This is a genomic window from Hymenobacter translucens, from assembly GCF_020685205.1.
Lineage (GTDB): Bacteria > Bacteroidota > Bacteroidia > Cytophagales > Hymenobacteraceae > Hymenobacter > Hymenobacter translucens.
On the sequence record NZ_JAJERB010000010.1, the window covers coordinates 17,792 to 39,084 of the forward strand.

Sequence of the window (21,293 nt, forward strand, 5' to 3'; positions counted from 1 at the left end):
AAATCAGGTGTTCTGTTTGGTTTACGCACAAATGAGGGCATTAGTAGGGATAAGCAGGATGAGCCGGTGGACCGGCCTGTGATTCCTCGCTAGCCAGTACGGCATCCTCCCATCGCTCACTTTCCTCCAGGGCCAACCTAGCCCAATGAAATACCTGCTGCGCATCAGAAGCGGTCATCATCATCTGCTTGGCCTTCTGCCGGCGCTCGGCAGAGAAAGCAGGGTGAATGAGTACATCCGAAAGCCGGGCTCTGGCAGCTTTCAGCGTAGGCCGGTTAGCAATAAAGTGGGCGGTAGGGAAGGAAACAGCCATAGCCATACTTTGCACAATGTACAAAAACAGATTGCACTCACTACAAACATCATTCGAATAAACCCGATTGCCAAACATCCCGGCCGGCCACTGGCCAACCGGGATGCTGCGAGTATTACTTCATCATTTTGGACTTCATCAGTAGCACCGGGCCGGCAACCACGTCCACGGGGGAATAGTGGTCAAGCGGGTAGGTTTCATACCAAAGGGCCGTAGCCAGCGGGTTGATGGGCCGCTCCTTGAATTTGCCTTCGTCGTCGAACACCAGAATCCAGTCCTGATAGGCTCCGTGCTGGGGATGATGCACGTCGATGTAGTCGCAGCTAAGGGCCGCGTATATCTGTTCCAGCTTGAAGGTCTTTCCTTTCGTGGGCCGGATTTCCTGAATGCTCCCGTCAACCCCTAGCAGCATGGCTGCGCCTTCGGCCGGAAACATGGCGCGGTGCTGGCTGGCGAAGTACTCACCAAGGGCACTCACGGTAGGCAATTGCTGCCCGTCCTCTAATTGAAAAGAACCGTGCTCATAGGCATGAATCACGTACCGCCTGCCGGTGGTCCCACACAAGGCCACAATGCACGACCGGTCGGGTTGCTCGGGCTGCACCTGCACAAACAGACGCGGGGGCAAGGGCTTCCAGCAGGGCTGGCCTTGCTCGTTGCCAACTAGTATCTGGCTGCTGTGCAAGCTGAATAAAAGAGGCTCGGCTGGGCGAGTAGTGACGGCGGTCCGGGTGGTCTGTTCCATTACAATAAGCGTTTTAAATGGGTGTTTGATTCTTATTAGGAAACGCTTAGGTTTTTTCATTAGTTGCATTTTATACAATTATTATTCGTATTAAATACAAGTATAAGAGCAAAAAAAGCCCCGCTAGCTATAGCAGGGTGTTGTTAAACAAATAGGTCAAAACCTCCGACTCGGAAGCCAGACAGCTTGAATGCTGCTGATAAGGCACAAATGCGCCGTAAGAGTAGCGAGTGTTGATTGTTTTACATGTCCCTTAATACAATCGACATAGAATAGCGAAAACGAACATTTACGCTATCGTTTTAGCCGCATTTCGGGTAATAAATTGTAAAACAGGGTGTTGATAAGAATTTTAGGCGACTGTGCCCCTAGGTCGGAGGTTTTCCCCTATTTGTTTAACAACACCCATAGCAGGGCTCTCAGTTCAGATGCATTAGAAACAAGCTGGCTTAATTGCTCTGGGCCTTCGGCTTAGGTGGTGTCCAATCTATCCACGTTCGTTCGGTTTGACAGCAAGTACACTGCATTAACAACTCGGTGGTCATAGGGTACACCTCCAGCACTTCCGTGTGGGCATGGAGCGTGTCGTCGCCGCACGTTTCGCAAGCGAGTAGCTCCGTGCCGGCAAGCTGGTCCTCTAAAAAGGTTAATTCGTCGTCCTCCATGACGGTAAGTTACGAGGGTTAGCGTTCGATGCCGCCACTGCTGCGGCCAGCGCTGGAACCGCTGCGCTCCTGGGCAGGAGCTTTTTCCAGAACCCGGGATGAGGTACGCAATTCATCCAGAAACTTGTTGCTCCCCATCCCGGGCAACTTCTCGGCCGCCTCAAGCGCCTTCTTAAAGCTCTCGGCGTTGGGTCCGACTATCACCGGGTTGCGCTCGACGTCTTTTGCTACCTCCCGCAAGCGGGCACCGGCCGGGCTCTGCCCGTGTGCTTCCAGTGCTTCGGCCACTTCGCGGGCAGCGGTGGCAAATACGGGCTGGGCCTCCGCATGACTTTTGAGCATTACAGCAGTCGGCTGCTTCTGTCTTTGCGGGGCTACCAGCTCCTTGCCTTCGGCCAGCTGTAGCACCTGCACCGAGGCCACTTTCAACCGCTGGGCGTCGGCTAAGTCGAGCGGGGTATCCTTCATGGCCGGGTGCTTTAGAATCTTATCCGCGGCCTGCTGAAACTCAGTAATGGCCTCGCCCTGGATGGCTTTGGGGTCCCGGTTCACGGCTTCGACCTGCTGCCCCAGTTTGATGCCTTGCTCCCGGTTACCGGCTCCGGGCATGTTGGCCACAATGCTGGCTGCCCGGTAGCCAGTCACCTCCAGCTCCCGCCGCGCATCCATCGCCTTCATGGCCGGGCTTAGCTCCGGGGTGGGCGTAACTGCTTGGCCGGGGTCGCGCAACCTCTCCCCTTCTGCCCCCGGGGTTGGGGTAATGATTTGCTGAAACATCGCTTTCAGCGGCTGCAGATTCTTCTCGGCTTCGGCCGGGGGGTACTGTCGCACGATGGCCAGGTCCCGGCTGCGGTTTAGAATCTCAGGACTCGCCCGATTGAAGTCCACGTCGTAGCCCGCCTCTTTACCAAGCTGCGTAAACGTTGCCTGAATTGTCCGGCCATTCCCGTCCCGGAACGCGTGGGTGTGGTTGTACTGGTCGAGGTAGTAGGCAGCGCGCTCGGCAAACTGGTCGGGCGACAGGCCTTTCAGGTTGTTCTCTTTCTTGAGCTGCGCGCCGATGGCATCCAGTCGCTCAGGGATTTCCTTGTATGGAGCGTAAGTCATGGTTTCCCGGAAGCCGGTGACTCTGGTGTCCTTGTGCCCCTGAAACTCGCGGTCCGCCCGGGTTTCCCCAGCCCACTGGTATACGCCACCAAACAGCCGCTCGTGGACCTGCTTCAGGTGGGCCTGGTCATACTGCCCGCCCGGGATGCCGCCTTGCTGATTGAGCAGCTTCAGACGGGGAATGGAGGAGTCCGATTCAGCTTGCGCCAAATCCTGATGGTTGGTAATCCCGAGCTTGTTCAGCCGAACGCCGTTCTCGTCGCTGAACTGGTCATTGAGCACTGCCATTAGTACCCATCGTTCGTGGGAGAGCCGGCAGCTGCCTTAGCCGCGTAGCGGGCCTTCAGCATCTCGTCGGTCATCTCAATGACCTGCTCGATGGTCAATTCCCCGTCAACGTGGCGCTGCATCAGGGCCAGGGCCTCTGGGCTGGGTGCGGGACCGTTGCTCATCATCGTGGCAATGGCGTTGTTGCTGTCGTGCTCACGCTGCTGGCGGGCGGCTAACTGCTCGGCATTGAGGCCGGCCGGAGCGGGCGCAAAGAAGGCTTTATTCATGGCTCTTGGGGAAAGGTATGTGGTACTTCTATAACGTAAAAACGGCCTTAAACATCACTTCTAGGCCGTTTTAGGCATCAATTTTTGTCCCTCCTGCTAAGGTGTTTACGTGCTTGGCCAAAGTTTCTTTTACCTCCTGGCGCACTCGCAGGAAGTTCTCCTGCACCGTGCGGGAAAGGGCGCTGGCCGGGTCTTCGTTGGGGCCACCGAAGCTCACCATCTGATGCAGGGGAAACTGCTCCGGCGTGACGTCAGCCCGGGAAATGGTGCCTTGAAAAAAGGTGCTGCCGGTTTCCACGGTCTGCCCGATAAATTCGCCCTGCTGCAGGCCAATGGTGTCCTGCACCCGCACCAGGCTGCGCTCCTGGTAGCTGGTGCTCTGGTTGGTGGAGTTGTTGCGCGCTCCCCTCCCATGGCTGGTGCCGGTGCTGGTGCTCACCATTTCCTTGTCCTCCCGACCCACCAGTTCGGAGATGAACTTGGCCGTCTCCAGCGAGTTCACCTTGCCGAAAAACTGGTTGTTAAGGTTGGAAACCATGACCTGCATCTTCTCCTTGCCGTAGGCGTCCGTCATTTGGCTTAAGTCCTGCGTCATGTACACCATCGCCACCTTGTTGCTGCGGGCTGTGGCTGGAATCACTTCCAGCCCCGGCACGTAGATGGTCGCGGCCTCATCGAGAAACACGTAGCTGCGGTGCTTATTCTGCTGGTTCATCAGCTTCAGGGCCACCGTCACCACGCAGCTGACGACCGGCGAAAACGTATCCTTCAGCGTCGGGTCGTTGCCGATGCACAGCAGCTTGGGGCTTTTCCTGTTGTTCAGGTCCAGCGAAAAGCCTTCCTCGTTTTCCTCATCCGGGGTCAGCACCCACACCACCTCGGGGCTGTTAATCTTGGTCAGGTTAACCTGCAGGGTGCCCAGTACCGCGCCCACTTGCTTGTCGGCTTTGGTCTGGACCGCCGAGATAAGGCTGCGGGCCTGGTCACCGCACTCCAGGTCGGTTTCCAGCATGCTCAGCACGTGGGTGTAGTCCTTGTACATCGCCGTGGCCACGACGTGGGGAATGGTGCAGTATTGCGGGTAATGCTTCTTGTAAAACCAGATGATGCCGGTCAGATAAGCGACTGAGCTGGTATCAAAGAACTCCATCTTGCGAATGCTGGACGGGTTCAGGTTGTTGATAATGGCCTTGCTGTACTCTTCTGCAAAGGCCACCACCGGCATATCGGCCGGCCGCAGCGGGTTTACCCGCTCACTGCGCGTCAGGTCCCGGAAGTTGATGATGTGCAGCTGCACGGGCGGCTCCTCAGCTGGCAGCGGCTCGGGCTTGGTGAGCAGAGCCGTCAGTTTGGCTTGCAGCTTGCCCTGAAAACTGTCCGCGTAGCTGTCTGCCTGCTTGCTTTCGCGTTCCTTCCGGCGCTCGGCCAGTACCAGGGCTTTCTGCATCGCCTCGGCCAGCACTGGGAACTTGAAGTCGTACACCAGGCCGGCGAAGTTCTTGTAGGCAAACTGCTCAATCAGGGGCTCCCCTATCGAGTAGGTCTTGCCCGCACCGGCGCCGCCGAGGACCATGGTGCCCCGGAATGGATTGGCTATCGTAATCCAGCCCCCGTCCGCCGTGGGGAAATACACCGCATCCGGGCTCTCCACCTTCCGGCGCTCGGTGCTTAGCCCAAAGGCCGGCTTTTTCGTTGTTGCCCACAGCAGGCCCACTAGTCCCCCACTGCCCAACACGGCAATGGTGGCCCCGGGATAGCCAAACTCGATGAAGCCCGGGGTGTAGTGGTGCATGTTAAGCAGCGCGTAGCCAGCTGTCAGGAATACGGCCCCGCACAAGCCCGCCACGATGCGCAGGGCCTTAGGGTCGATAGGTTTACGCTTGGCCTGTCCGGGCTTCGCCTCAGGGGCTTTCTGAACGAATACCAGCACAAGCCCGGCCAGCAGCAGCAGCGCCCGAAGGTACACCCCCGCTGGCCCGTAGAACCTGGCCGCTTTCACCAGCAGCTTGCTGCCAATGCTGCTGCCTGCTTTCGCTAAGGCATTGGTCCCGGTTTTGGTTTTGGCAAGCGCCTGGTCGGTGGAATGCGTGAGGGCTACCGCGCCGCTCGCGGCCCCCTCCCCTATCACCGGACCGGCCGCTGCGGCGGCTTTGGCAATGCGCGCCTGCCGCTGACGCTCCGCTATCCGCGCCGTCGTGGCGGCCAGGCGCTGCTTGGGGGTCAGGCTTTCAGTCGGCGCTTCAGCCGCCTGGACAAGCTGCACGCGCCGGGCCTCCGCAAGTTCGGGCCCGTGCATGAGTACGTAGTAATCGCCGCCGATGATGGCCAATAGTAGCAGGACCATAATGAATCCTGCGTTTTGGGTGCTGGCCGCGGGCCGGGGTGCTGGACTGCTCATAGGTTCGGGAAGGGAAGTTTGTTTTGGTAGTATCCTGGTCGGCGGGCGCCCTACATTTCTATATCCAGCTCAGCGCTGTTGCGGCCTTTTTTCTCGCTGATGTGCTCGGTCTTTTCCTCCCGGCCGGTATTCGACCGCACCGCTTGCTGCACGGCCTGGAGCATGGTGCTGGCGGCACGCTGCGGCTCAGGGCGCTCCCGGCCCGTGCTCAGCAGATGGTAAGCGTTGTCGATGGGCTGCCCTTGCTGGGCCCGCCGCTCGACGGTGGCCAGGGAGCGATAAAAGGTTTTGTCGTACTCGCGGCCCTGGGCAATCTGCTGGACCCGCAGCGGGTCCAGTCGCTCCTCCTTCGTTACCCGCAGGTTGAGGGCCGTGACCCGCTCTGCTATCTTGACTGCGCGGCCGGCATCGCGGCTGGCGTCCCGCTGCTTCGGCCGCAGCTTTTCGTGGGCCTGGGCGGTATAACCGAACTGCTTTTCAAACTGCCGGCCGGCGGCGGTCTGCCACTTCATCAGGTCAAACCGGTTGCGGCGTCCTCCGGGGTTGAGCGTTATTTTCTGCTCTGCATCGCGGGCACTCACGATGACGTGAATGTGGGTCTGCAGGCCCGGGCGCTGCTCTCCTATCTTGGCCTTGCCGGTGCTCACCTCCGGGTCGGTGCCCCGGTAGCTGCGCTCCCGGTGAATGGTAGCTCCCCAAACCAAATCTTGGCTGCTGAGCTGCCGCCCGTCCTTAAGCTGAAAGTTGGCCGCGTACAACTCCATTGCCTTCCGCGCATAGGCCTTTAGCTTGTCCTCGTCGTTGCCGATATGGAGCAGCTCTGACTCGCTGGGGCTAATCACCAGGGAGTAGAATTTGGCGTCGTCCGCCCGCAATCCCTTGATATTAGAATCAATCTCCTCCCTCAACTCAGCGGCGCTGAGGCCGTCTCGGTCAGCCCCAAAAAACGAGGCTTCCTCCCCATCCCGGCCGGCTTCCTGCTTCAAATAATTGAGCGTTTGTGCGCTGCTCCCGCTGTTATTATAGGCGGCTTTCCCGTGCGTAGCGGGGTTAATTAGCTTGACGTACATGGGCTGTTACTGGCTCAGAGTAGCGGCAGTTTTGCCCATTTGCACCTCGGAATTTAGCTTGCCCGGCCCCTCCTTTTGCACCGTGGTTAAGGCCTCATTTACCTGCCGGTCTATCATATCTTCGTTCTGCGTCCGGAGCTTTTTAAGCCCCTCTCGCTGCTCGTTTAGCTGCGCTTCGCTAAGGCCGCTGAGCTGCTGCGTCAGGTTGTTTACCAAGATTTCATTCAGGCGCAGCACGCGCTCTAACGTCACGCGGCTGCGCAGCATCTCTGCCAGCATCGGCATCAATAGGCTCCGCTCCTCTTCCTGCAAATAGCCAAACACGCGGTCCCCTAGTTTTTTCACCTGCTGCATAATCAGCTGGCCCTCGCGGGCTACGTCTTCCACCGGGTGCAATCCGCGCTCCGCGAAGTAGCGAATGGCTGCTCCCGTGTAATCAGCCTGGCTTATCTGCAGCCGTTTAGCCTCTTTACTGAGCAAATGGTGGGTATCGGCAGGGACATTGACACTCTTCGTTCCGGGGTTCGTGGGCATCGGCTAAAAACTAAGCTTTGGGCAGCTCTCATAGGTTATTCTAGTCTTGCTAATCAGACAGTTATGAAGTCAAACCTACAAGTTTCAGCTCTGCTGAATCACAAGTAACACAATTACAGAGGTTTAGCCTCTTAATTGTGTTACTCTTCTTGCTAAGCAAACTACACGAACTATTCAGAAGCATTTTAGAATACTTTCAGAACTGTTTCAGAACCCCGGATACGTATCGTCTGGGGGATTAGGTTGGCTTTATTATTCTATCGGGCCCATCTACAGGTCCCAGTTACTCCTCCCCAACCTGCATATCTGACTTACACCCCTCACTTCTTCCACCTACCTAACTTCTATCGCCAACCCCTCGCTTGCCTTGGCAATCTTGCCTGGTAGCTCTAACAGTAAGCTTTTCCTATTTATTTTACTACTTTACAACATTACAACTTTACAACTAAAAAAGTAGTCCTCACCATCACGACAAACCCAACTCCCCCCTCTTGCCCTTATTTGAATTACGACTTTACTACATTACTACTTTACGACCAAACTAGATTTAACTCAATTTGACTACGTTACTACTTTACGACAATGCAACTTTACGACAATCTGAGAATCGCAAAACAAGACAATTACACCGCATTACTACTTTACGACAAGTATATTTTGCAACAAGTAGTAAATACAACTTGTTATTTTTAATACTTTACTACATATTTTTATTACAACTTAACAACTTTACAACAAGGCGACTTTACTACTTTACGACATTTGCTATTACATTTGCTTCATCTCCGGCCTGACCACCTGGAGGCATCCTCGCCAACATCCCTTAACCAGTTACCCTATGTCGAAAGTCATCAGCTTTGCCACCCAAAAAGGCGGCTCTGGCAAGTCTACTCTGGCCCTTGTCCTGGCGGCTCCCTTGGCTACCGAGTACGGCTTGAAAATCGCCATCCTCGATTGTGACTACCAGCAAAGCATCGTTAAAACCCGGAAGCAGCTGGACGAGCCTAGCCTGGCCATCCTTCAGGAAACGGACCCCACGGCTGCCTATCCCTACGATGTGTTCCCAATGGCGCTGAAAAGCATCTTTGACTTCATTGACAACCCGGAGAACGACTACGACCTAATCATCATCGACATTCCCGGCCGGGCCGACGGGGAGGACGTTTTCAACGCGCTCACGGGCTGCGACGCGGTGATTGTGCCGCTGGTATCGGATTACCTGGACCGCGCCTCTACGGCTGAATTCATGGGCATCCTTGAAGCCCTTAAGAAAGCCGCTGACAAGGCGGACGTGGATTTCCAATACTTCGGCCTCGCCACCAAGCGAATTGCCGGGCGGCGAGAGGAGAAAGAGATGGACGACTACATTGACGAGTTGGGCTTGTCGCGCTTTCAGTCCTACCTCAGCCACCGCATGGCTTATACCCGCGCCTCGACGCTGCATAGCCTCCTCACTCCGGCGTTCCGCAACTATGCTGGGGGTACCAAAGACAGCTCAGAGGAAATCCGGCGCGTGTGCGACGAGCTGATAGAGAAGCTGGACCTGCCCAAGCGTAAAGTTGAAGAAGTAGCCGCTGAGCTGGAAGAAGCAACCGATACCACCATCTCCCCAACCGAAACCAAGTAATGGCAAAGTCTCCATTTGTAAAGGCAAAAATCGAAGCCCCCCGGAAGCGCATCCCGGTTGATGAAGCACTACGGGCAGAAGCTCGTGCCGGAATGGGAGGGGAGCAAACCAGACTGGAGGCTGAAGTAAAAGCACCTGCTCCGGCTGCGCCCGCTCCAAGGGAAGAAGTAGCCGCGCCCGCTGCGGTAGTAGCTCCTGAGCCAACGCCAGTATCTGCGCCTGCACCTGCAATTCAATCTACACCTGAGTCAACGCCAGCCCCCACCATTGAGCAGCCTGTAGCCGCTGCGGCACCTGCGGCACCTGCGGCACCGTTTGTGGCTCCGGCTCCAACCGAGCGCCGCCCTCGCGGGCGCAAGCCTGCGGCAGCAGACGCAGAGCCAGCAGGCGAGCTAAAAGGGGTACGGATTGCGGAATCTGTCTGGTCTGAGATTCGCAAGATTATCGTTCAGCTACCCAAAGGGCCGGATATGCCCACCAACATCATCGGCTACATACACGCAGCCCACCGGCACTACGAAGCACACCTTCGCAAGCAGGGAAAGCTACCCGCGGGCAACTAAGTCAGATTACAAGCTGGTTGAGGGAATGGCCGGTTTGGTTGCCGGCATTTCGCATATCATGCATATCTCGCGAGGCGGTTTCAAATGAACAAGGAAGGGCAGCCAAGTACGGGCTGCCCTTATGTTTTGGGCGGTAGGGAACAAAAGATATAAAGTAGATGAGGGCGTCACATCATAAGCGGCTGAACACGTACTTAATTGTCAAACCAGGGGTGACCAATATAGCATTGTGGCATCTTCGCTTTAAAGGCTTTGAGTTCAGTCTTCGTGTTATCCTTACGCTTTTCCTCATCACTCTTGAATAGATTAGAGAGAGTATTTGGGCTTGAAATGACATTCTGGATGTCAATATCCCAGATGAATAGAAAATTGAGCTTAGGTAACTTAAGCAATGGGCTAATATCAGAAATAGATGTACCTCTAATACTAATCTGCTCTAAATCAATCAAATTCTTAGTAAATTTTAAATCCCCAATTCTAGACTTTTCAATTGAAAGTTTTTTAAGCCTCACAAATGATGAAAGTATCGACACTTTATTAATATCGTCAATATTCTCTATACTTAAATCCTCAAGTGTTTTAGGCAGTTTGTCCAGAAAGCCCATTTCGAACTTTTGATTTGACCCTGTAAACGTAAACCTCTTCAAGTTGCGCAGCTGTTTCCTAAGCTTGAAACTGTCTACAGTAGCTCTCACTAAACCAAGACTAGACAGCTCTTGCAATGAAGCAATAGTCTCAAAAGACTTTATATTAGCATCAAGTATATTTAACATTATCAATCCCTTGCATTGAGCTAAAGGTTCTAAGTTGAGTTCCTTATTTGTAGTTACAAAAAGGGTATTCAATGTTCCCAAACTGACGGCAAAACCTAAGTCCACTAATGAGTTAGACTTAATAGTAACCTTAACTAATTGTTGACAAGCAGCCAGTTCAACAAATGACTTAACTGAGTCGGATTCAATTACCAACTCATTCAAGTCAGTCATAGAACTTAAAAAGCTCAAGTTAATCAAGTTTTTATTTTTGATTATCAGCTTTTTAAGTCCCCTAAGAGCATAAAGAGGAGAGAAGTCCTTTACACCCTCCTTAAACAGGAGAACGTCGTCTTGGCCTGGTACAGTGTCAGTAAGCTCCAAATCTGGTATTGACAGTACAGATGAGGTGGTCCGATTACGCTGGACAGTTTAGGGCATTAAGTTGAAGAAGCTGTTGGTGAGCGTGATACGGGGTCTGGTAGTCGATGCTGGAATGCAGGCGCTCGTAATTGTAGTAGTCAAAATAGTCGGCGACGCTGGCTTGGGCGTCAGCCAGGTCGGTAAAAACGGGCCGCTCACGCACTTCGAGCACTTCGGTTTTGAGGCGCGACCAGAGGCTTTCGGCCTGCGCATTATCGTAGCAGTCGCCGCGGCGGCTTTGCGAGCGCAGCGCCTTCTGGTCGTGCAGCAGCTTGCGATAGGCATTGCCGCAGTACTGCCCGCCGCGGTCGGAATGCACGAGTAGGCCCGGCGTGGGCGGCTGGGCCCAAAAAGCGCGCTGCAAGGCCGTGATAATCAGCTCTTCGGGCATGGTGGCCATCACGTGCCAGCCCACTACCTGCTTGCTTGCCCTATCCTGAAAGGCGCACAGGTAGGCCCAGTCCCCGTTGGCGAGGGGCAAGTAGGTGATATCACTGACCCATACCTGGTTAGCCTGCGTTGGTTTAGGCTGGTCCAGCAGGCGGTTGGGGGCGCAGCGCAGCCCGTGGGTGGAGTCGGTCGTGCGGGGCGTAAAGGCCTTGGGTTGCAGCGCATACAGGCCTCGGCGGCGCATGGCCGTGCGCAGGCGCTGCCGTCCGACGCGGTAGCCCTTGCGGCGCAGTTCGACGCACAGCCGCCGCGTACCATAGCAGCGCTTATGCACGCCAAATACCTTGACCAGTGCCGTTTCCCAAGCTGGCTCTAGCTGTGCTACTACCTGCTGTTGAGCTTGTTGCCACGCATAGTAACCGCTGGCCGGCACCGCCATCAGCTGGCAGAGCAGCCGCACGGGATAGTGGTCCCGCTGCGCCTCAATAAAGCGGTAACGGCTCACTGGTCCGGTGTCTGTGAAAAGATGGCGATGGCTTTTTTTAAAATTTCCAACTCCTGCGCCTGCCGCCGGTTAGCAGCCCGCAGCTGGCGCAACTCGGCGGCCGTGGCCGGGTCGAGTTCTGCGCCTCGGGCGGCAGCCACCGGCGTAAGAGCCTCTTTTTGCCACTTATAAATGCGTTTAGGGTCGATATTGAGGGCGCGCGCCGCAGCTTGCGTCGAGCGGCTCTGCTCAGCTAGACGCAGGGCTTCGGCTCGGAAGGCGGCATCGTAGCGCCGACGTTTGGCAGGTGGAGGACTGTCTTTCATGACGTGCGAAAGGTAAGACCCTATTCTGTCCAGAATTATCCGACCACCTCAGGAGGAGCTATTGCTGAAAAAGCTGATTAGAGTAAGAGGGAGAACTGCCCGCCCTGCTCCTCGCAGATGCGGCGTAAACCTTCGCGGGCAATTTGCCGGGTGGCTTTTACTAGCTTCAGCAGGTCTTCGTAGGCGGCCGGCGTATCAATTTCCATTTCAAGCCGCTGGGCTACTTCCTCTGTCAGCACTTCGCTGTTAATCCCTTTATCAAGCTGCTGCATCTGCACCTCCACATCGGCAATGGCGGCAATAACTTGGTTGCGGTACTGGTTCCATGCCGGGCTTTGGATAGTCGGGGCTTCGCTGGCTTTCATGGCTTATAAAAAGTGAGAGTTTAAGGCTAGGAGCTAGGGGTAGGACTAGGCTAGGGGGTAGCAGCTTTGTCGCTGCTACCCCTGCCGGGTATGCTACACTGGCTGCAGCCAGCTTAGCTCAGCGGCCAAAAATTCACGGTCGGTGTCGTCGAGAATTGTAGCGGGCTTACCTGCCTCGGTCTCCGCTGCCGGCGTGGATTCCGTAGCCGACGTGGGCTGCTCTTCGGTATCTCCCTCAGGCTCTTCAGTCGTGCCGAGAATCATCCGGGCGGCGGCTTGGGCTTTGCTGGCAGCTTTTACCACTAGCTGTTTGTCATTTTTCAGCCGCTCCAGCCAGCTTTGAATGTAGGCTACGGCGTTTTCTTCGGTCTGCTCGGTGACAATGCCAGCGGCTGCGCTCAGGAACGAAGCGCCCATTTCGGCGGTCAGCTCCTCACGGGCATAGCTGATGCTCTGTTTTCCGTCACCGGCGGTCAGGTCGGCTCGGTCAAGGCGGGACTTATGGCCGGTGCTGTGGGTCAGCTCGTGGAATAGGGTTTGATAGTATCCCTCCGACGTGGTAAAGGTCTCGGGCTTGGGCATGTTCACAAAGTCCAGCGAAGGGGAGTAGTAGGCGCGCTGGTGCAAGTGCTGGATGGTGGGCTTGCCGTCCCACGCCTCTACAATGCCTTCGGCAACTTCGCTAGGGGTAAATTCCTGCTTGGGTACTTCGGGCAGGTTGAACTCGATGCCTTCAATATCTTCCACTGAAAACACAGTGTAATACTTCAAAAAGGGCATTTTCTCCTCCTTGCCGGTTTCCTTGTTCTCGCGCTTGCTGATGTTGTAGTAAACAACCTGATGGCCTTTAGCCCCTTTGCGCACGTTGCCGCCCAACGCCAGCGCCTGCTTGAAAGTCATGAAAAACGGCAAAGCCCCGCTAAAGTGCAGCAAAAACAAGTTGATGCCGCTGTATACCCGGCCGGTGGTGTAGTTGCGGGGAAGGCCGTAAACCGCGTTCCACGGTTTGCGCCACGGAATGATACCACCCTCCAGAGCCGAGATAATCCGGTCCGTCACAATCTGGTACACGTCGGGACGGTTAGTGGTCGCTTTGGCGGCTTTCTTAGCGGAAGGCTTGCTGGTCTTTTTCATGGCTAATGGGCTGTTATTCCGTTTGTTTGTTATACTTATTAAACGAAAATGGCCATTCACAAGTTGCACTTTATACAATTATTATTCGTATTAATTACAATTAATTTCAACCTCTCATAACCAACTTTTTTCCCCACTGCCCCAATAGTTACCTAATCTTATTCTCTTACCGCGTAGCGCTAATAATCTCGCTGTACCGGGCACTAAGGCCTGCCTAATAGTCGCGACAAGGAACATGGCAAGCATAGCCCATGCTCAGCAAGCAGAAGTGTCGATTAGGTGATGAGATGGCCTTTCAGGGCTGTTGCTATTTGCCCCCTTTCAAACCATAGCTTTTGACTTATAAAATCTATTGTTTAGGCTCAAATTCATAAAGCGAGTTCATCCCGATATTGTCACCTAATTCACGCCCAGCTATGACCCACTCCGGTATCGTTGTCAACCGTCAACTCCCTCAACTAGCCAAGCTGAGCAAAACTCAGTTTTTAGACCGGGTTGCCAACATTCAAGCAATTCGCCGGAAGAAGTCGGACATAAGCTTGTTTATCAGCGATGCTCGGGGCATGGCGCAACTCGAAGCGCTCCATCAGGCGGTTCATACCGAGAAGTTCTTCACTAATCCGACTGATTTCGAGCTGTCGCCAAGCTGGATTCCATTCGTGCTGGCCATGCCCGAACCATTGCGGGCCTGGCTGGCAGCGTATTCACTTGACGAGATAAAGGCCCAAGTAGTAAACTGGATGGCCGCCTTATATGCAGCTCACTGCAGGCGTGATAGTATGTGGCGCAAGCTACTTCCCGAAATCAAGCATGCTGCAATGGCTTATTATTCCCCATACAAGCCAAAACTAGCAGATGAGCTTATTGAGGTATGGAGCCGCCAGTTCGAACAAGCACGCCGTTTTGTGGGAGGCCGAGCCTGTGGAGTTCTGGAAAACCCATTTGCCGATAATGAGCGGCCTTTCCTGGATAGTGAGGAAGTTGACCAGAGCTATCGCTTCACGGTACGGACAGGCTACTTCCGGGAAGATGACTGGCTCTTTGTGGTGGAGCGAGACCGACAGAAGCTGCTCAAGTTTTATAAGTCCAACATCGAGCACGGCGTATGGACGTCGCGTACTATTGATGAGCAAATGCGCAATATCGACTCCGAAACAATGAACCGTAGTGAAGCCAGGCCAGAGATTTGGCAAGCATGGCACCATTATTTCTCCCTCTCAGGCGATGAGGTCCAAGCCGGCGTTTAGAAAAGGTTTTGCTTCGTTTTACACCCTATTTCTAGCATACGCGGGCACTGACCAATGCAAGCAGCGCATACTTGTTTGCCTATCTGTAACCGCTCCCTGGACAACCTTTAAGCAATGAACCTCACGGCTGAGCAGTCTGCCATCCTGGCTTCGCAAGGCCACTTGAAAATCAATGCCGTTGCGGGAAGTGGTAAAACCACTACGATGGTCGAGTATGCCCGTGCCCAACCGGCAACGGCCCGCATCCTGTATCTGGCCTTTAACAAAACGGTGCGGCAGGAAGCTATTCGTAAGTTTCAGGCGGCCGGTCTACCAAACGTGGTGGTGGAAACCGCCCACTCGCTAGCGTACCGGTACGTCGTGCGCGGTAGCCGCTACGAACTTAATCATAAGGGCTACCGGGCGCATGACCTGGTGGAAATGCTTAAGCTTCCCCGGGGCACCGGGAAAGAGCGCCACCAGGAATATGTGCTGGCCAACCACATCGCCAAGTTTGTGACGTATTTCTGCAACAGTGACCAGGCGCAGGTGCAACGGCTCGACTACCTGGCTACGATATCCGACCCCAAAGCTCGCGAGTTCGTCGGAAAGCTTTACGCCACGATTGAGCGCAGCTGCCGGGAGCTGCTGGCCCGCATGGACCGCGGTGAGATTGCCATCACGCACGACTTCTACCTGAAAAAGTTTCAGCTTAGCCACACGGTGCTGCCGGCTGACGTCATACTCTTCGACGAGGGTCAGGATGCTTCCGGGGCCATGCTGGACATTTTCTTTCGGCAGCCGGCTACCAAAGTGATTGTCGGAGATACGCATCAGCAGATTTACGGCTGGCGGCACGCGGTCAATTCACTGGAAAGAACGGATTACCCCAGCCTTCAACTAAGCGCCAGCTTCCGATTTGGGCCTCCCATCGCCGAGCTGGCCTCGCAGGTTTTGGCCTGGAAAACGCAGCTCGGCGCGGGACCGCAGCTCGTGGTGACGGGCGCCGCGCCGGATGACCTGGGCGAGGGGAGCACCCGCGCCGTCATTGGGCGCACCAACCTGGGGCTGCTGCTTAAGGCCATTGAGTACGTCAAGGAACACCGGCAGCAGCTGCGCCGGGTGTACTTCGAGGGCAACATCAATTCCTATACCTACGCGGGGGAAGGAGCGAGTCTAACGGACGTGCTGGCTCTCTATAATGGCCGTAGCGAAGCCATCAAAGACCCGTTGATTCGGAAAATGGCTAACCTGGACGAGCTGGCCGACTACGCCGAACAGACCGAAGACGGTCAGTTGCAGATGCTCATCACCATTGTGGAAGACTACGGCAACGATGTCATCGACCTTATCAAAGAGTTGAAGCGCCTGCACGTTGCCGATGGTGCCCGCGACCAGGCGCAGCTCTACTTTTCCACGGTGCACCGGTGCAAAGGCTTAGAATACGACCAGGTGCAACTCACCCCGGACTTTATCACGCAGGTCACCATTGACAAGCTGGAAGAGGAATTCGCAGCCAAGCCCCCGGAACCAGGGGTCAGAGCCCGTGTCTTTGAGGAAATCAACCTGCTTTACGTTGCCCTGACCCGGGCCAAGACTAAGGTATATGTTCCGGCAGAGTGCCTTCCCGGCAGTTTTAAGCCACATGCGGCCGTGCACAGCCTCCAGGGCACGGGCGGTACGGTACTACTCTCACGACCACCCGTTGTGGTCCCTGTACATCGAACAGAGTGGGTAGAATACGCACTTGCCCAGGGTACTTTGGACCCTCGCTTTGCTTCGCTTCAACAGAAGCTGGACGCTAGCAGCAAATCGTCTAATAGCTAATAGACCTATTCACTTCATGCCGCGTCTTATCTTTTTTAACACCGGCTGGATGGACTCCTACGCTGGCAACCCTCGAAACCTGGACCCCATCACGGGAGGAGGTGCTCACACCAAAGTGGAGGGTTGGGGAGGTGAAATTTTCAATTTCAAGCCTTACCGGGGTAAGTATTACGGCTATGTCAGAACTACTCATGGCGGCGACATCAGGCTGGAAAGGCTGGGCGCAACCAAAGCAGCAGACCGGATTGAAGGCGTAACCGTCGTTTGGACAGCACCCCGACCAGTTGAGGAAGGAGGGGGCAGCTGCATCGTAGGGTGGTACAAAAACGCAACTCTTTTCCGCGCAGAGCAGCAGCGTCCCACCAATTCGCGCCACTTGTGGAATGAGCACCTGATGGGGTACTATGCTACGGCTGCCGCATCTGACGTGGTACTGCTACCCTGCGACTCCAGACTGTTTTCCGTTCCCCGCAGTAAGCCCAAGAGCATGGGCCAAAGCAATGTCTGGTACGCTGATGATGACGCAAACCTGGACTTTGTTCGACAGGTCGTGGCATACCTTGCCAACGATGGAATCCTAACGACTCCGACCACCCGCAAAAAGACCAAATCTCCTAGGCAGCCCGACCTTTTAAAACGGCTGGCCGTAGAACAGAAGGCCGTTGAAACAACGTGGGATTACTATCAAAAGCTGGGATATACCCTAGAGTCGGTGGAAGCGGCAAAAGTCGGCTGGGACCTTACCGCAACCAACGGGAAGGTGAAGTTGAAGCTGGAAGTAAAAGGTCTTTCCGGAACATCAGTAGTCGCTGAGCTGACTGCAAACGAGTTCACTAACTTGTTAGCTGACAAGCCAAATTACAGGGTCTGCATTGTCACCAATGCGCTTATCAAACCGCTACTTCATATTTTCTCCTATTCCAAAACGGCTGGCTGTTGGGTAAGTCAAGAAGGGGTTGAATTGGCATTTGAAGAAGTAACCAGTGCCCGGGTATTTGCCATTTAAGCAGCTAAAAGCTCTCAACTGGTAATTTCTGCGGTGTGGGTCCGTTTGATGGATATCTCCTGGCCCCGACTAATGTCTTTTCGCTCAACCCAGTTACTGCTGTCCTCGATTATCTGGCTGCCTTTCTGGTTGGCTAATGCGTCAACCGATTGGCTCTTTTCCCTGAACCACGCATGCCTGCCTGCGCCCAGTGGCAAAGTGCCTTCTAAAGGTCGGGTTGAGTCTAAGAAACGCGTCTACGATTCTTAGTTTACGAAATGTACCAAAGGGATGAGGTTCGTAAACTTTCCTGCCGCGTGTTGTTGGGGTCCACGTGTTACTTTATATGCCCCGGTTCGGGAGCTACCACAAGGCCTCTGGAGACGCTATTCCTTCAGCCGGTCCGAGCAGTCTGAAAAGCGAACCTAGCTGCTACTTTTCATCCCCTTACCTTGTAGAGCCAAGCGAAAGACTACGTGCGTATGGAAGCTGGCTGAACGGGTAGTATACCAATGCCGGGAGCGCTCCGGGGCGCCATCCCCCGGAAACCAAGGCGTATACCTTCGCCTTGGCTATTTTTTACTGACTCCCCTATGCCTGCTTCCCCCGAGTCGGTCCTGCTCTTCAACGCCCTGCCCACGCCCCACTTGCTGCTCTCGCCGGCGTTTGTCATCGAAGCCGTGAGCGAGTCCTACTTGCGCGCCACGCTGACCCGGCGCGAGCAGTTGGTCGGGCAGTACATGTTCGACGCCTTTCCCGATAACCCCGACACGCCCGAGGCCAATAGCAGCCGCAACGTGCACGCCTCGCTGACGCAGGTGCTCGCCACCAAGCAGCCGCAGCGCATCGCCCAGCAGCACTACGACATGCCCGACCCGGAGCGCCCCGGGCTGTTCGTCGAGCGCCATTGGCAAGCCCTCAACGCGCCCGTGCTCGATGCCCACGGGCAGGTGGTGCAGATTATTCACGCCGCCGTGGACGTCACGGCCGAAGTGCAGGCCCAGGCGCGGCTTGAGGAAAGCCAGGCGGTCGAGCAGGCGGCGCGCGCCCAGGTCGAGCAACAGCGCCAGCGCTTCCGCGAGGTGCTCACGCAGATGCCGGCCTACATTGCCGTCTACCAGGGCCCCGACCACATCTACCAGTTTGTCAACCCGGCCTACCAGAGCCTGTTTCCCCACCGCTCCTTCCTGGGGAAGCCATTTCGCGAAGGCACCCCGGAGGCCGAAGCGCTGGGGGTAGTGGCCTTGTTTGACCAGGTCTACCAGACCGGGGAGCCGGTCTACCTCCGCGAAATGGAAGGCTGGTTCGACTTTCACGGCAACGGCCAGCCCGTGCAGGTCTTTCTCAACATTTCCCTGCACCCGCTGCGCAACGTGCAGGGCCACATTGACGGCGTGATGGACTTCACGTACGACGTAAGCGAGCAGGTGCGCTCCCGCCGGCAGGTCGAGCAGCTCAACCAGGAGCTGGAGGCCCGCGTGCAGCAACGCACGCAGGAGCTGGGAACCAGCAACGAGGAGCTGCAGGAGAGCAACCGCCAGCTCACGCGCACCAACGCCAACCTCGACAGCTTTGTGTACGCGGCCAGCCACGACCTGAAGCTGCCCGTGCTCAACCTGGCCGGCCTCATCGGCGAACTGCGCCGCAGCGTCACCTTCGTTGACCCCGCCGAAGAAGGAGTGATGGTGCCCCTGATTGAGAAAACCCTGCGCGAACTGACCGCGACTCTCGACGACCTAGCCGCCTTGGGGCAAGTGCAACACACCGCGTCGGTTGAGGCCGTGGCGCTGGCCGATGTGGTAGCGGACGTGCTGCAGGTGCTCGAGCCGCAGGTGCGGGCCGCCCGCGCCCGCGTCACCACCGACTTTGCGGCCCGGCCCGTGGTGGTCTACCCGCGGGCCACGCTGCGCACCATCGTGCTCAACCTGCTCAGCAACGCATTCAAGTACGCCGACCCGGCCCGGCCGGGCCGGGTGCACGTCTCGCTGTTGCTTGACGCGGGCCAGCCCGTGCTGTGGGTGCAGGACAACGGGTTGGGCTTCGACGCCGAAAAGCACGGCGCGGAGCTGTTCCAGTTGTTTGAGCGCTTCCACGACCACACCGAGGGCACGGGGGTGGGGCTTTACTTGGTGAACCGGCTGGTGCAGGCCAACGGCGGCCGCTTGGAGGTGGACAGCCGCGTGGGCGAGGGGGCCACGTTTCGGGTGTACTTGGGCCAGGCCCCGCAGCAGGCCGGGAACGCTAGCCAGTAGCATGCATTTCAAATGCCTATTGTGGCGGACAGTAAACCGAAACGGTCCGAGGCGCAACGCGCCTTTCCGGGACGGGGCTGATGGCATGAGCGGCGGGTAGGCATTTCGTCAACTTGCGCGATCCCGTGGCCGTAAGCAGGTGACAAGCATCTCCATTCTTTCACCTTACGCGACATTCTTTCAGATGATGTTTTCTCCCTCTTCCCCGCGGCCAGCGTGGCTGCTAGCCCCGGCCCTGGCCGGTGGCCTGCTGCTGAGCAGCTGCGACTCGAAACCCAAGGCAACCGAAACTGACCAGACTGCCACCGTTATTTCCGAAGAAACCAACGCGGCATCGGATAGCGCTGCCACCACGGCCACTGCTTCCAGCGGCAACGGCAATGTGCAGCCCACCGGCGCCAAGCCGGGCTGGGGGCCTAACCTCAAGCCCGAGATGCAGGCCGTGATTGAGCAGCTGATGAGCTTCAAAAACAAGCCCCTGCCCGAACTCACCGCCGTGCAGGCCCGCAAGCAGCCCAGCCCCGCCGACGCGGCCATGAAGCAGATGCGCGCCAGCGGCATCACCCCGCCGCCCATGGCGTGCGACACGGTGACCAAAACCCTGATGCCCGGCGTGCGGGCCCGCATCTACACGCCCAAGGGCGGCGCGGCCTCGTACCCCGTCATTGTGTATTACCACGGTGGCGGCTGGGTGATTGCCACCAACGACACCTACGCGGCCTCGGCCCAGGCCCTGTGCGAGCAGGTGGGCGCCGTGGTGGTGTCGGTGGAGTACCGCAAGGCACCCGAGCGCAAGTTCCCCACGGCGCACGACGACTCGTTTGCCGCGTACCAGTACGTGCTGAAAAACGCCGCCACTATGAAGGGCGACCCCAACCGGGTGGCCGTGGTGGGCGAAAGCGCCGGCGGCAACCTGGCCCTAAACATGAGCATCATGGCCCGCGACAAGAAAGTGGCCATGCCCAAATATCAGGTGCTGGTGTACCCCATTGCCGGCTCCGACACCAACACGCCTTCCTACCAGGCCAACACCGAAACCGCGCCCCTTAATAAAGGCGGCATGGAGTGGTTCTTTAAGAACTACCTGCGCACCCCCGCCGACGCCAAGGACCCCCGCATCAACTTGGTGGCGGCCAACCTAAAAGGACTTCCCCCCACTACCATCATCGGTGCTGAGTATGACCCGCTGACCAGCGAGGGCAAAACCCTGGCCGACCGGCTCACCGCCGCGGGCGTAAAAGTGAATTACAAGCTCTACGATGGCACAACCCACGAATTCTTTGGCATGGCGGCCGTGGTGCCCGAGGCGAAGGACGCCCAAGGCGTAGCCACCGGGGACCTGAAAGGGGCGTTGAAATAAGGCACCCCGACGTTGACGTACCGAAAGGCCCTGACTCCTTGGAGTTGGGGCTTTTTTGGCGAGGGAGCAACTGGCGAGGGACTGGTCGGGCGGGAACTTCAAACGTTTAAACGTGTTGGCGCCATTTCTGGTCTTTTGCCTCCTTTATGGCCCATTATATTTCTTTTTAAGCTTACCGGCGGGCCATTTT

Annotated in this window: 18 protein-coding genes; 6 read left to right on the forward strand and 12 right to left on the reverse strand. The window is 56.4% G+C overall.

Going from position 1 to position 21,293, the window contains the following annotated elements; translation table 11 throughout:
- Positions 1-40: 40 nt before the first annotated feature.
- From LJY25_RS18660 to LJY25_RS18690, 7 genes are all read right to left on the reverse strand, one after another.
- Entirely contained in the window at positions 41-313 is a 273-nt protein-coding gene (locus LJY25_RS18660; protein WP_227609998.1) for a hypothetical protein, read from the reverse strand.
- 115 nt (positions 314-428) lie between these two features.
- A complete protein-coding gene (locus LJY25_RS18665; protein ID WP_227609999.1) occupies positions 429-941 on the reverse strand; it encodes a hypothetical protein in 513 nt (170 codons plus the stop codon).
- Between the two features lie 800 nt (positions 942-1,741).
- Positions 1,742-3,118: a Fic/DOC family protein gene (locus LJY25_RS18670; protein ID WP_227610000.1), complete on the reverse strand. Its 1,377-nt coding sequence runs from the start codon at positions 3,116-3,118 to the stop codon at positions 1,742-1,744.
- A complete protein-coding gene (locus LJY25_RS18675) occupies positions 3,118-3,387 on the reverse strand; it encodes an antitoxin VbhA family protein (RefSeq protein ID WP_227610001.1) in 270 nt (89 codons plus the stop codon). Before LJY25_RS18675 ends, LJY25_RS18670 begins: the two co-directional genes overlap by 1 nt.
- Positions 3,388-3,457: 70 nt before the next feature.
- On the reverse strand, positions 3,458-5,731 hold the full coding sequence (locus LJY25_RS18680) for a TraM recognition domain-containing protein (RefSeq protein ID WP_227610002.1): 2,274 nt from the start codon (positions 5,729-5,731) through the stop codon (positions 3,458-3,460).
- A 104-nt stretch (positions 5,732-5,835) separates the two neighbouring features.
- Positions 5,836-6,855, reverse strand: coding sequence for a DUF5712 family protein (locus LJY25_RS18685; protein ID WP_227610003.1), 1,020 nt, complete (start codon positions 6,853-6,855; stop codon positions 5,836-5,838).
- A 6-nt stretch (positions 6,856-6,861) separates the two neighbouring features.
- Positions 6,862-7,389: a BfmA/BtgA family mobilization protein gene (locus LJY25_RS18690; RefSeq protein WP_227610004.1), complete on the reverse strand. Its 528-nt coding sequence runs from the start codon at positions 7,387-7,389 to the stop codon at positions 6,862-6,864.
- Between the two features lie 838 nt (positions 7,390-8,227).
- On the opposite strand from LJY25_RS18690, the gene LJY25_RS18695 reads away from it, so the two are divergent.
- Positions 8,228-9,016, forward strand: a complete 789-nt coding sequence (locus tag LJY25_RS18695; RefSeq protein WP_227610005.1) for a ParA family protein — start codon at positions 8,228-8,230, stop codon at positions 9,014-9,016.
- Between the two features lie 757 nt (positions 9,017-9,773).
- On the opposite strand, the gene LJY25_RS18700 is transcribed toward LJY25_RS18695, so the two are convergent.
- The 5 genes from LJY25_RS18700 to LJY25_RS18720 form a co-directional block, all read right to left on the reverse strand.
- Entirely contained in the window at positions 9,774-10,715 is a 942-nt protein-coding gene (locus LJY25_RS18700) for a leucine-rich repeat domain-containing protein (RefSeq protein WP_227610006.1), read from the reverse strand.
- A gap of 34 nt (positions 10,716-10,749) precedes the next feature.
- Positions 10,750-11,649 carry an IS3 family transposase gene (locus LJY25_RS18705; protein WP_227610007.1) on the reverse strand — a complete coding sequence of 300 codons (900 nt, stop codon included), beginning with the start codon at positions 11,647-11,649 and terminating at the stop codon, positions 10,750-10,752.
- Positions 11,646-11,954 (reverse strand): transposase, encoded by a 309-nt coding sequence (locus tag LJY25_RS18710; RefSeq protein ID WP_227610008.1) that lies wholly within the window; start codon positions 11,952-11,954, stop codon positions 11,646-11,648. Before LJY25_RS18710 ends, LJY25_RS18705 begins: the two co-directional genes overlap by 4 nt.
- A 77-nt stretch (positions 11,955-12,031) precedes the next feature.
- On the reverse strand, positions 12,032-12,319 hold the full coding sequence (locus LJY25_RS18715; protein ID WP_227610009.1) for a hypothetical protein: 288 nt from the start codon (positions 12,317-12,319) through the stop codon (positions 12,032-12,034).
- Between the two features lie 93 nt (positions 12,320-12,412).
- Positions 12,413-13,453, reverse strand: coding sequence for an ArdC family protein (locus LJY25_RS18720; RefSeq protein ID WP_227610010.1), 1,041 nt, complete (start codon positions 13,451-13,453; stop codon positions 12,413-12,415).
- A 416-nt stretch (positions 13,454-13,869) separates the two neighbouring features.
- On the opposite strand from LJY25_RS18720, the gene LJY25_RS18725 reads away from it, so the two are divergent.
- From LJY25_RS18725 to LJY25_RS18745, 5 genes are all read left to right on the forward strand, one after another.
- Positions 13,870-14,700, forward strand: a complete 831-nt coding sequence (locus LJY25_RS18725) for a hypothetical protein (RefSeq protein WP_227610011.1) — start codon at positions 13,870-13,872, stop codon at positions 14,698-14,700.
- A gap of 114 nt (positions 14,701-14,814) precedes the next feature.
- Positions 14,815-16,506 carry a UvrD-helicase domain-containing protein gene (locus LJY25_RS18730; RefSeq protein ID WP_227610012.1) on the forward strand — a complete coding sequence of 564 codons (1,692 nt, stop codon included), beginning with the start codon at positions 14,815-14,817 and terminating at the stop codon, positions 16,504-16,506.
- A gap of 16 nt (positions 16,507-16,522) precedes the next feature.
- Positions 16,523-17,512, forward strand: a complete 990-nt coding sequence (locus LJY25_RS18735) for a protein NO VEIN domain-containing protein (protein ID WP_227610013.1) — start codon at positions 16,523-16,525, stop codon at positions 17,510-17,512.
- A gap of 572 nt (positions 17,513-18,084) precedes the next feature.
- On the forward strand, positions 18,085-19,743 hold the full coding sequence (locus tag LJY25_RS18740) for a sensor histidine kinase (protein WP_227610014.1): 1,659 nt from the start codon (positions 18,085-18,087) through the stop codon (positions 19,741-19,743).
- Between the two features lie 187 nt (positions 19,744-19,930).
- A complete protein-coding gene (locus LJY25_RS18745; RefSeq protein WP_227610015.1) occupies positions 19,931-21,103 on the forward strand; it encodes an alpha/beta hydrolase in 1,173 nt (390 codons plus the stop codon).
- The last annotated feature ends 190 nt before the right edge of the window (positions 21,104-21,293 follow it).